General features: G+C 61.1%; 10 protein-coding genes. 3 read left to right on the top strand and 7 right to left on the bottom strand.

The genetic code is table 11. The features are described from left to right. Positions 1 to 112: 112 nt before the first annotated feature. The gene (gene moaA, locus FY152_06660; GenBank protein UXS31783.1) at positions 113 to 1,162 is read right to left on the bottom strand and encodes a GTP 3',8-cyclase MoaA; all 1,050 of its coding nucleotides are present in this window, start codon (positions 1,160 to 1,162) and stop codon (positions 113 to 115) included. 112 nt (positions 1,163 to 1,274) lie between these two features. Between moaA and FY152_06655 the strand changes: the two genes are divergently transcribed. From FY152_06655 to FY152_06645, 3 genes are all read left to right on the top strand, one after another. Continuing rightward, positions 1,275 to 1,643: a DUF971 domain-containing protein gene (locus FY152_06655; GenBank protein UXS31782.1), complete on the top strand. Its 369-nt coding sequence runs from the start codon at positions 1,275 to 1,277 to the stop codon at positions 1,641 to 1,643. Between the two features lie 272 nt (positions 1,644 to 1,915). Further along, positions 1,916 to 3,727 carry a potassium transporter gene (locus FY152_06650; GenBank protein ID UXS31781.1) on the top strand — a complete coding sequence of 604 codons (1,812 nt, stop codon included), beginning with the start codon at positions 1,916 to 1,918 and terminating at the stop codon, positions 3,725 to 3,727. 46 nt (positions 3,728 to 3,773) lie between these two features. Further along, positions 3,774 to 4,382 (top strand): pyridoxamine 5'-phosphate oxidase family protein, encoded by a 609-nt coding sequence (locus FY152_06645; protein ID UXS31780.1) that lies wholly within the window; start codon positions 3,774 to 3,776, stop codon positions 4,380 to 4,382. Between the two features lie 233 nt (positions 4,383 to 4,615). Here the strand turns inward: FY152_06645 and FY152_06640 are convergent, their stop codons facing one another. The 6 genes from FY152_06640 to FY152_06615 all read right to left on the bottom strand — a co-directional run bounded on the left by FY152_06640 (position 4,616) and on the right by FY152_06615 (position 11,701). Further along, the gene (locus tag FY152_06640) at positions 4,616 to 5,686 is read right to left on the bottom strand and encodes a diguanylate cyclase (protein ID UXS31779.1); all 1,071 of its coding nucleotides are present in this window, start codon (positions 5,684 to 5,686) and stop codon (positions 4,616 to 4,618) included. Positions 5,687 to 6,191: 505 nt separating this feature from the next. Further along, positions 6,192 to 7,409: a molybdopterin molybdotransferase MoeA gene (locus tag FY152_06635; protein ID UXS31778.1), complete on the bottom strand. Its 1,218-nt coding sequence runs from the start codon at positions 7,407 to 7,409 to the stop codon at positions 6,192 to 6,194. After that, positions 7,410 to 7,916 (bottom strand): cyclic pyranopterin monophosphate synthase MoaC, encoded by a 507-nt coding sequence (gene moaC, locus FY152_06630; protein UXS31777.1) that lies wholly within the window; start codon positions 7,914 to 7,916, stop codon positions 7,410 to 7,412. Positions 7,917 to 7,923: 7 nt separating this feature from the next. After that, positions 7,924 to 8,739 (bottom strand): indole-3-glycerol phosphate synthase TrpC, encoded by an 816-nt coding sequence (gene trpC / locus FY152_06625; GenBank protein ID UXS31776.1) that lies wholly within the window; start codon positions 8,737 to 8,739, stop codon positions 7,924 to 7,926. Between the two features lie 19 nt (positions 8,740 to 8,758). After that, a complete protein-coding gene (gene trpD / locus FY152_06620; GenBank protein UXS31775.1) occupies positions 8,759 to 9,793 on the bottom strand; it encodes an anthranilate phosphoribosyltransferase in 1,035 nt (344 codons plus the stop codon). A 15-nt stretch (positions 9,794 to 9,808) separates the two neighbouring features. After that, positions 9,809 to 11,701 carry a peptidylprolyl isomerase gene (locus tag FY152_06615; protein UXS31774.1) on the bottom strand — a complete coding sequence of 631 codons (1,893 nt, stop codon included), beginning with the start codon at positions 11,699 to 11,701 and terminating at the stop codon, positions 9,809 to 9,811. Positions 11,702 to 11,870: the final 169 nt, after the last annotated feature.

The raw sequence follows: 11,870 nt of genomic DNA, 5'->3' as shown, positions 1-11,870 counted from the left end.
CTCTCAAGGGCTGCCCGCCGGGCGCAACTGCGCATTCCTCCATGCCAAGAGACGTGACACGGTGAGGCCGGTAATTCAACCGCTTATATGGGTGGGGAAAGGAGAAACAGGCTCAGCCGCCGGTCACGCTCATATGGCGGGCGACGGCGGGACGTTTATGCGTGCGGTCGATGATGAAATCATGACCCTTCGGCTTGCGCAGAATGGCCTCGTCTATGGCGCTGGAAAGATAGGCGTCGCTGTCGGAAGCGCGCAGCGCAGTGCGCAGGTCGGCCGCATCATCCTGGCCGAGGCACATATAAAGCGTGCCGGTGCAGGTGAGGCGGACGCGGTTGCAGCTTTCGCAGAAATTATGCGTCATCGGCGTGATGAAACCGAGCCTGCCGCCGGTTTCCCTGACCGTGACGTAACGGGCGGGGCCGCCGGTCTGGTAGTCGCTGTCGATGAGCGTGAAGCTTTGCTCCAGATCGGCGCGCAGCTTGGAGAGCGGCAGATAACGGTCTGTCCGGTCTTCCTCGATCTCGCCCATCGGCATGGTTTCGATGACCGTCAAATCCATGCCGCGACCATGGGCGAAACGCATGAGCTCGGCAATTTCGGTCTCGTTGAAATCCTTCAACGCCACGGCGTTGAGCTTGATCTTGATGCCGGCGGCCTCTGCGGCGTCCAGCCCCTCCATCACACGGTCGAGATCGCCCCAGCGGGTGATCTGGCGGAATTTGTCAGCATCCAGCGTGTCGAGCGAGACGTTGATGCGCCTGACGCCGCAATCGGCAAGTTCGGCGGCGAATTTGGCAAGCTGCGAGCCATTGGTGGTCAGCGTCAGTTCGTCCAGCGCGCCGGTGCGCACATGGCGGCCGAGGTTCCTCACCAGAGACATGATGTTCTTGCGCACCAGCGGTTCGCCGCCGGTAAGCCTGAGCTTGCGCACACCCCTTGTGATGAAGAGGGAACAGAGCCGGTCGAGTTCCTCCAGTGTCAGAAGGTCCTTCTTCGGCAGGAAAGTCATGTGTTCGGACATGCAATAGGTGCAGCGGAAATCGCAGCGGTCGGTCACCGAAACGCGCAGATAGCTTATCGCCCGACCGAAGGGGTCGACCATCGGTGCGTTGTTTTCCGTCAGGGATTGCGCTCTCTCAAGCGATCCGGGGAAACTGTTCACGTCTCCATCCTCATTGCGCGATGCCCCTGGCACACACGGTGATGTAGTGGCTTGCCTATCGTGAGGCAAGTCCGTAATTCTGACGCATATGACGAGCTTGCGGAAGTGAAAAATGAGTGATGCCTGGCCGACTGAGCTGCTTGTGTCGAAAGACCGGCGGCAACTGACCGTTTCCTTCGACGACGGCAGCGCCTACCGGCTTGACGCCGAGATGCTGCGGGTGCTTTCGCCCTCGGCGGAAGTGCAGGGCCACGGGCCGGGGCAGAAGGTCATCGTTCCCGGCAAGCGAAATGTCGCCATCCGCTCGATAGTCGCGACCGGCAATTATGCGGTTCGCATCGTCTTCGACGACGGCCATGATAGCGGGATCTATACCTGGAGATACCTCAGGGAACTTGGCGAGACCGGTGACGCACTGTTTGCCGATTATGAACGGGAGCTCGCTGAAAAGGGCTTGAGCAGGGAACCGCTATCCCGATAAAACATGGAGGGAGATGCCCTCGTGAGAATGCAGACAGGGGATTTGAAGAACCGGTGCGTTTGGCAATGTTGTTGCATCCCCACTCCGTCACCCCGGACTTGATCCGGGGTCCAGCGCGATCAAGTCCTTGATCGCGAGAGAGTCTTTCACGGCGCAGACGCGCCGTGGCTGGATGCCGGATCAAGTTCGGCATGACGGAAGAAGGGTTCTGGCGCTTTCGGGCAATCTGGCGAGGGAACACCCTCGTCCTATCAATTTAAACGGGGTGGCGTGTGGCTGTCGAAGCGAACGGAAATGATTTGGCCCAGGTGGTCGTGCTTTTGGCGGCGGGCGTTGTGGCTGCGCCGATCTTCAAACGCATCGGCCTTGGCTCGGTGCTGGGTTATCTGGCCGCCGGCCTTGTGATCGGGCCTTATGGTCTCGGTTTCTTTTCCGATTCGCAGGCGATCCTCCACATCGCCGAACTCGGCGTGGTGATGTTCCTGTTCATCATCGGGCTTGAAATGCAGCCGTCTCGGCTTTGGTCGATGCGTCAGGATATTTTCGGGCTCGGCGCGTTGCAGGTGCTAGTCTGTATGGCGGGCCTGACATTGATCGGCGTTGGGCTCGGTTTTCCCGTCATCATGTCCTTCGTCGCCGGCACCGGCTTCGTGCTGACCTCGACGGCGATCGTCATGCAGATGCTGCAGGAACGCAACAGCATGTCGAGCCTGAAAGGTCAGCGCATCATCGCCATCCTGCTGTTTGAGGATCTGGCCATCGTGCCGCTGCTGGCGCTGGTTGCCTTTCTCGGTTCCGGCGGTGAACATGTGACGCCCTCGGAGCGCTGGATTTCGGTGGGCATTGCGCTTGCCGCGGTTGGGGCGCTCATTCTTGCCGGGCGTTATCTTCTCAACCCGTTCTTCCGGCTGCTGGCGGCCTCCGGTGCGCGCGAGGTGATGACGGCGGCGGCTCTGCTGGTCGTGCTCGGCTCGGCGCTTCTGATGCAGGTCAGCGGTCTTTCCATGGCCATGGGCGCGTTTCTGGCGGGCGTGCTGCTGTCCGAATCCTCCTTCCGCCATCAGCTTGAGGCGGATATCGAGCCGTTTCGCGGCATTCTGCTCGGCCTTTTCTTTCTTGGCGTCGGCATGGCGATCGATCTTGCCGTCATCGCCTCCAACTGGCAGCTCGTGGTCGTCAGCGTCGCGGGTTACATGCTGCTCAAGGCCTTCCTGATCTACGGTGTGGCGCGCGCACTCGGCACCACGCGGCGCGAAAGCCTGGAGCGGGCGGTGCTGATGGCGCAGGGCGGCGAATTTGCCTTCGTGCTTTATTCGGCCGCTGTCAGCGCCGGTATTCTGGATCGTGAAGCCAACGCCATCCTGACCGCGACCATCATCATCTCCATGGTGCTGACGCCGCTGATGGTCATTCTGCATGACCGGCTGGTGCCGGCGGCGGTTCCCAATACCGACGATCTCGACGTGCCTGAAAATGTCGAGGGCAGCATTCTCCTGATCGGCTTCGGGCGGTTCGGGCAGATCGTCAGCCAGCCGCTTCTGGCCCGGGGCTACACGCTGTCGCTCATCGACAAGGATGCCGACTTCGTGCGCGATGCGGCGGAATTCGGCTTCAAGGTCTATTATGGCGATGGCTCGCGGGCGGAAATCCTGCATGCCGCCGGCGCGAGCACGGCGCGCGCCGTGCTTATCTGCGTTGATGACAAGGACGCGGCGGTGCGGATCGCGGAGATCGTCAAACACGAGTTCCCGCTGGTTCCGGTTCTCGCCCGCGCCTATGACCGTGGCCATGCAATCGATCTTCTGAAGGCCGGTGTCGATTACCAGATCCGCGAGACGCTGGAATCGGCGCTGAATTTCAGCGAGGAAGTGCTGGGCGCCATGGGTGAGGAGCGCGAGGATGCGGCCCGTCTGGTCGAGGAATTCCGCGACCGCGACGAGGAGCGTTTCGCGATGGAAGTCGTCGGCGGCATCTATGCGGGCCGTTCGCTGATCCGCGGCAATGCCCAGCCGGCCGACCTCGTTGCCGCCCGCACCGCGCGCGAGCGGGCGGAGCGGGAAAAGGCAGAGGCGGCGGAAGATTAAGCCCCGTCTGGCGGGGTGCAGGTTGTTTTACGGGATTGGAGCCGACATGACGATCATTCGCACGGTTGAGGAATTGAAGGCCATCTATGATGGCACAAGCGAAGCGTCGATCGCCAAGGTGACCGGCTCGCTGACGGCCGAATACAGGCTGATGATCGAGGCCTCGCCCTTTCTGGCGTTGGCGACGGTGGGGCCCGAAGGCATGGACTGTTCGCCGCGCGGCGATAAGGGCGGTGTGGTGCGGGTGGGTGACGACAAGACGCTGCTTCTGCCCGACTGGCGTGGCAACAACCGCGTCGATTCGCTCCTGAACATCGTGCGCGACCCACGTGTGGCGCTGATGTTTCTGATCCCCGGCTCGAATACCACGATGCGCGTCAACGGCCGTGCGGTCATTTCGGTCGATGCCGATCTGCTGCAGAGTTTCGAAATGGACGGCAAACATCCGCGCACGGTGATCGTGGTAGAGATCGACGAGGTCTATTTCCAGTGCGCCAGGGCCCTCATGCGCTCCGAACTCTGGAACCCCGCCAATTTCGTCGAACCCGCATCGCTGCCCACACCCGGCGTCCTGCTGAAAGCCGCAAAGGCGGAATTCGATCAGGAAACCTATGACCGGGAATGGGCGGCGCGGGCGGCGAAGACGATGTGGTGAAAGGAACCTGCTCGGTTAGGTGGCCCAATCAAAACGTCGGGAAAGCGCCGCAGCATCTATTCGCTTGGCGAAACCACGCATCCGCACACCGTCACCCCGGACTAGATCCGGGGTCCAGTGCGATCAAGTCCTTGATTGCGAGAAGGCGTCTTTCACGACTCAGACGCGCTGAAGCTGGATGCCGGATCAAGTCCGGCATGACGGAGGAGATCGTGGGGTAAATGCCACCCGGCTTATGTCCGGTAAATCAGCCAGTTCTTGCCGGTATAATTCTTCTGCATGCCGTCTTCATAAAAGATGGAGCGGTTCCTGCCGGTTTCCTTGGCGTGGTACAGCGCGGTGTCGGCGTGGCCGTAAAGCTCGCTCGGATTGTTGGCCTGCGCGGCGGAGGCAAAGCCGATGGAGATCGTCACCGTGCCATAGTCCGCGCCTGATCTGGAATTGCGGAACGGCGTGCTTTCCAGCGACAGGCGAATGCGCTCGCACATCACCATGACCTCCTCGGGCGTATTGCCATCGAGAATGATGGCGAATTCCTCGCCGCCGCTTCTGGCGACGAAACCGTCCTTGCGCACATTGGCGCGGATGACCGAGGCGACGGTGGCGAGAATCTTGTCGCCGACCGGGTGGCCGAATGTGTCATTGATGCGCTTGAAATGGTCGATATCGAGCAGGACGAGCGTGGTATATTGCAGGCCGATGGAACTGTCATAAACGGAGGCCAGCCTGTCATCGAAAGCGCGCCGGTTGGAAAGGCGGGTCAGCGAGTCGGTATTGGCGATGCGCTTATATTCATCCAGCTCCAGGCGAACCTGATGCATTTCCTCGGCATGGCGGTTGACGTCGTTGAACGCCTTTTCGCCATCAATGATCTTCGAGCCCGTCGCCTCGGCCAGCAATGAAATCGCATTCCTCAGAATATTGGTGCTGGAGGCATTCTTGTCGTCGATGCGCTGGCGCGTTTCGCCGAGAATCCGGTTGTAGTTTTCGATGGAGGATTGTTCGCGCCTCAGCGTGCCCAGAAGGCCCTCCAGTTCGCGCCGCAGCTTCTCATGCGCGTCGTCGATTGCCCGTCCGGGATTGCCTTCACCGTAGCGCGTGGACAGTTCGTCCAGGTCTTCCTGGGTGACGCGGTTTCCAAGTGCCGCCAGATCCTTCGTCAGGGCCGGGTTCGAGCCGATATAGGCTTCGTAAAACAGGCTGTAATTGCGCGGGATCGGCGAAACACCCATGCTCCGCATGGCATAGGCAATCTGCCCGGCAATGTCGGGTCCCGTGGTTTTGGGCGTGGATGCCGTGTTCATCAAGAAACTCCAGTGAGTCTGCTTATCGACTATGATTATTATTATGAAGCCCGTTTTGGAAAGCTTAATTTATAGGAAACTAATTTTTGTTGCCGGAAATTCCATTTTCGCCGTTTTTTATCTTATTTAATTGATAATTATAAGTAATTCTCATTTTCTGGAAATTCCGGAATTTTTCCCCTCTACTGTTCGTCTTGGTGACAGCATCGCATTTATTCTGTCAATCCCAATAACAGGATTCATGTGATTTATTTTGGCACAACAATATGGGGAAATATTCCCATGGCGGATGGAGAAGGTGTCTTTTGAATTCGTAATGACTCCGCTTATAGGCGGTTTTTTTTGTCATACGTCTCAGGATACAGGAATGTTACAGTTTTATTTGAGGTTCTGGTGCCGGACGGAAGGGGGCAGGGCCGTTCTGCAGCGGCGCGGCAACCATTCGGCAAGTGTTGCAAAGAGGCTGGCAGCTGTTTGCCGCAAATCCCGACGCGCGGCGCGCGTATCAGGCCCTAAGCCTTATCACCGGGCATTCCGTCCCGGCTTCCACCTCCGCAGCATGGGGCGGGCGCACGATCAGGCCGTCGGAATGGGCCAATATCTTCATCATGGATGAATCCTGCTTTTGATAGGCTTCCGCCACCAATGCGCCGTTTTCGTCCGTGCTGAAGCGGGCGCGCAGATAGTCCTGACGGTGATCATTTGCCCTTAATGGCGTTGCGGTGCGGGCAGTAGCGGCGCGCTGCAGGGGGGCGCGGCGGGCGATCCTGCGGATCAGGGGCTCAAGAAACAGTAGGCTGCAAACGAGACTTGCGACCGGGTTTCCGGGCAGGCCCAGCACCTGCATGGCGCCGATGGCGCCCACCATCAGCGGTTTTCCCGGGCGCATGGCGATACGCCAGAAATCAAGCTGCATGCCTTCCGCCTTCAACGCCGCCTGAACGAGGTCATGGTCGCCGACCGATGCGCCGCCGAGCGTCACCAGCACGTCGGCATTTGCCGCCACGGCCCTGCCGATGGCAGCGCGGATCAGGGCGTCGTCGTCGGCGATGATGCCGAGATCGAGAACCTCCGCACCCGCCTTGCGGGCAAGTGCGGCGACGCCGAAGGTGTTGGAAGCGATGATCTGTGCCGGCAGCGGTGTGCTTCCCGGCGGCAGCAATTCGTCGCCGGTGGCGAGGATGGCGACGAGCGGTTTGCGATAGACGGGAAGTGTGGCGTGGTTCATTGCCGCGGCAACCGTGAGGTCGGTAAAACCGAGTTCGCGTCCCGCCTTCAGGACGATTTCACCCTCGGCGAAATCCTGACCGCGCGGGCGAATGTGTCGCCCCGCGGTGACTTCGAAGGTGGTGCGGATTTTTCCACCCTCCAGCCCTTCGGCGTCTTCCTGAATGAGAATGGTATCGGCCCCTGCGGGAACCGGCGCGCCGGTGAAGATGCGGACGGCTTCGCCCTGTCCCACCGTCGCTGTAAAGGCATGGCCTGCGGCTGCCTGGCCGATGACGGTGAGAACCGAGCCGATTTCAGGCGCATCGGCACTGCGGAGCGCATAGCCGTCCATTGCGGAGGCGTCGAAGGGCGGTTGGGTCAGACGCGCCGCGAGATCGGCCGAGAGGACGCGGCCATCGCATTCGGCAAGCGGCAGCGTCTCGTTTGCCGTTACGGGAACCGCCGCCTCCAGAAGGCGCCTTGTGGCCTCGTCCACGGGCAGCAGCGGTTTCATTCAGCTCCCCTGTCGCTGCAAATCGCCAGCCCTGAAATCACCGGACTTGCCGCCGCGCTTTTCGAGAAGGCGGATATTGACGATTTCCATCGCCTTGTCGGCGGCCTTGGCCATGTCATAGATCGTCAGGCAGGTGATGGAAACGGCGGTCAGCGCTTCCATCTCCACGCCGGTCTTGCCCGATAGTTTCACCATGGCTTCCACCCGCAGGCCGGGCAGGGCAATGTCTTCAGTGATGTCGACCGAAACCTTGGTCAGCATCAGCGGGTGGCAGAGCGGAATGAGATTGGCGGTCTGCTTGGCGGCCATGATGCCCGCCAGGCGAGCGGTGCCGATGACGTCGCCTTTCTTGGCGTTGCCGTCGCGAATAAGGGCGAGTGTTTCCGGTTTCATCTTCACGAAACCCTCGGCGACGGCGACGCGGACGGTCTCAGCCTTGTCGCCGACATCGACCATATGGGCTTCACCGGCAGCGTCTATATGTGTCAGCTTGCCCGCCTCGCTCATGGGGCGATCATTCCGCTGCCAGAACGCCGGTGCTGCCGGTCAGCAGCGCCTTGGTGGCCGCGGTCACATCGTCCTTGCGCATCAGGCTTTCGCCGACGAGGAAGGTGCTGATGCCGCTCTTTTCCAGCCGCTTGCAATCCTCATGGGTGAAGATGCCGCTTTCGCCGACCAGCAGCTTGTCGGCGGGCACGAGACCAGCCAGCTTCTCGCTGGTTTCGAGGCTGACTTCGAAGGTGCGCAGGTTGCGGTTGTTGATGCCGAGAAGCGGCGAGGCGAGCTTCAGCGCCCGTTCGGTTTCTTCCGCATCATGAACCTCGACCAGCACGTCCATGCCGAGCGCGAAAGCCTCGTCTTCCAGGCGTTTTGCCTCGTCGTCGGAGAGTGATGCCATGATGAGGAGAATGCAGTCCGCGCCCCAGGCGCGGGCCTCGTGCACCTGATAGGTGTCGAACATGAAATCCTTGCGCAGCGCCGGCAGGGCGCAGGCATTGCGGGCGGCGGTCAGGAATTCCGGCGCGCCCTGAAAGCTCGGGCTGTCCGTCAACACCGAAAGACAGGCGGCGTCGCCCGCTTCATAGGCGGCCGCCAGCGCCGGCGGATCGAAATCCGGGCGGATCAGGCCCTTGGACGGGCTGGCCTTCTTGATTTCGGCAATCAGGCCGAACTTGCCCTCGGCCTGTTTTGCCCTGAGCGCTCTGTAAAAGCCGCGCGGCGCGGTCTGGCCCTCGGCCATCGCCTTGAGATCGGCAAGGGAAACCTTCGCCTTGGCGGCGGCGATTTCCTCGCGCTTGTAGAGTTCGATCTTTTTCAGAATGTCGCTCATGGTTTCGCTCTCATTCCTTTTAATGGTCGGCCTGCTTGGGGTCTGCCTCGTTTGAGACGGCGACCAGACGGTCCAGTGCTGCGGCTGCCGCGCCGCTATCGAGCGCCTCGCTGACAATCGTCATCGCCTGACCCAGCGTTTCCGCCTTGCCGGCAATGACGAGGGCCGCGGCCGCATTGCACAGCGACACGTCGCGATAGGCATTGCGTTTACCGGACAGAACCTCACGCAGCGCCGCCGCATTGGCAATGCCGTCGCCGCCCTTCAGATCGTTCATCTGAGCCGGTTGAACGCCGAAATCCTTTGGCGTCAGGTCGAAGGTGCGGATCTTGCCGTTTTCCAGCGCCGCCACATGGGTGACGCCCGTGGTGGTCACCTCATCCATGCCGTCGCCATGCACGACCCAGATGCTCTCCGAGCCAAGATCACGCAGCACTTCGGCAAGCGGCACCAGCCAGCGCGGCGAGAAGACGCCGAGCAATTGCCGCTTTGCGCCCGCGGGGTTGGAAAGGGGGCCAAGCAGGTTGAAGATCGTCCTTGTGCCGAGCTCGACGCGGCTCGGGCCGACATGGCGCATGGCGGAATGGTGCAGCTGTGCGAACATGAAACCGAGACCCGCCTCGCTGATGCAGCGGGCGATAAGGTCGGGGCCGATATCGAGCTTCACGCCGAGCGCGGATAACGCATCCGCCGTGCCGGATTTGGAACTCAGCGCCCGGTTGCCATGCTTGGCGACCGGCAGGCCCGTGCTGGCGACGATGATCGAGGCCAGCGTCGAGATATTATAGGTGCCGATGCCGTCACCGCCGGTTCCGACGATATCGATGGCATTGGCGGGGGCCGAAACCGGCAGCATGCGGGCGCGCATGGAGGAGACGGCGCCGACAATTTCGTCCACCGTTTCTCCACGCACGCGCAGCGCCATCAGGAAACCGCCGATCTGCGACGGGGTGGCTTCGCCCGACATCAGAATGTCGAAAGCCGTGCGCGCATCCTCGCGGTTCAGGCTTTCTCCGTTCGCGACCTTGGCGATCAGCGGCTTCAGTTCGGCCATCTTTTCGCCCCCCGGTTAGAAGCCGACCATCGCCTGATCGGCGAGGGCCTGGTTGATGGTCACACCATAATCGTTCTGCAGGCGGTTGACCATCTGGTCCAGCATGTCGTCGCCGGCCGCGCGGGCGATGGCGGCGAATTGCTGGTCGTCATTGGCCAGCGCATCGGCAGGCGCATTGGTGTCAACGGAGGTGACCTTGAAGAGGATACGGCTGGAGCCGTCGGCATCAGCCGCCGTGCCAACCTTGCCTTCAGCACCGGAGAAGACCGCCGCGATCGTCTGCTGGCCGAAAATAGCGTCTTCGCTGGTGCGGCGCAGGCCGGATTTCTGCTCGACGGCAAGGCTCAGCTCGCCAGCCACGGCCTCAAGGGTCTCACCCTTTTCAACGCGGGCCTTCAGCTCGTCGGCCTTGGCGGCAAGCGCGGTGCGCTGCTGCTCCGCCGTCCAGTCGGCCACGACATCGTCTCGCACTTCGGCAAGCGTGCGGTCGCGGGCGGCAATGATCTGGTCGACGTCGAACCAGATGTAACCTTCACGGCCAAGATTGATCGGCAGGGCTTCCGTGCCGGGCTCGGTCTTGAAGACTTCCTGTGCCAACTGCGGGGAGGGCAGGCCCTGAACCGCATCGCCCTTTTCATCGAGGCCTGCCGCATCGATGGCGGCGATGGTAACGGGCTTCAGGTTCAGCTGCTGTGCGGCATCGGCAAGCGAAGAGCCGCCGGCGCGCAGGTCTTCGTAGCGATCATGCACATTGGTGATTTCTTCCGCGGCTGCGGCGGTGGCGAGGTCCTTGCGGATGTCCTCTTTCGCCTCTTCCAGCGTGCGGGTGGTTTCCGGCTTGATGCCGGTGACGCGCAGGATGACCGGGCCGAAGGAACCTTCAACGACCGCAGAGACGCCGCCATCCTTCTGGATGGCGAAAGCCGCATCGGCAATCGACTGGTCGGGAATGGTGTCCTTGGTGAATTCACCGAGCGTCACGTCGGACGGCGTCTTGCCCTGATCCTTCACCACCTGATCATAGGTGGTGTTGCCGAGGCGGATCTGCTCGGCAGCGGCTTCGGCCATCTCCTTGCCCGGGAAGGTCAGCTGCTCCACCGTGCGGCGGCCGGCGGTGCGGAAGCTGTCCTTGTGGCTCTCATAATAATCGGCGATCTGGGCATCCGTTACCGAGGCCTGATCGGCAATGTCCGATGGTTCCAGCTTCACATAGGTGAACTTGCGGAATTCCGGTGCGCGATATTTCGTCTTGTTGGTCTCGAACCAGGGGGTGAGAACGTCATCGCTCGGCGCCTTCACCGGCGGGATGACGGCGTTGGAGAGGATGACGTAATCGACCGCACGCTGCTCGTTGCGGTATTGTTTCAGCGCATCCACCAGCACCTGCGGTGCGGCAAAACCGTCCGAGACGGCTTCGACGATCTGGCTTCTGACGGCAACCTTGCTGCGTTCCTTGATATAGTCGTCTTCGCGGAAGCCGGAATTGCGCAGGCGCTCGCTGAAGAGATTACGGTCGAACTGGCCATTGACCGACTTGAAGGCCGGGTCTTCGGCGATGAGGTTGGCAAGGCGGTCTTCCGAAAGGCCGAGATTCATCTTCGAGGCAAGCTCGTCGAGGGCGGCGCCGGCGGCAAGCTGGCTGAACACCTGACGGTCGATGCCGAATGCCTTTGCCTGCTCCGTCGTCAGACGGGTGCCGAACTGGCGGCTGAGGTCGGAAATCTGACGCTGATAGGCGAGGCGGAATTCCTCCGGGCTGACCGTCTGGTCGCCCACCGTCATGACGGCATGGGAATTGGCGGTGACGAGTGATGCGGAGACGCCCCAGACGCCAAACGAAACAACAAGCAGGAGAAGCAGCAGCTTGGCTGCCATGGTTCGAGAAGCATTTCTCAGGGAATCGAGCATCGTTATGCAAACCTCACAGGAACGTCATTGCGGTCGCCAGCCGTCCGGCCCGCAACGTATCGGCGTTCCTTAAATCAATCCAAACGGAAATTGAAGGGAATTTGCCTTGGAAAAACGGGGTTTTGAAAACGCTTATGTGATTGGGACGCGGTTTTTCCGCCATCATCTT

Origin of the sequence: Agrobacterium tumefaciens (genome assembly GCA_025560025.1) — a bacterium.
GTDB lineage: Bacteria > Pseudomonadota > Alphaproteobacteria > Rhizobiales > Rhizobiaceae > Agrobacterium.
Note: the sequence above shows the minus strand (reverse complement) of the source record. Positions and strands in the feature narration are given on the sequence as shown.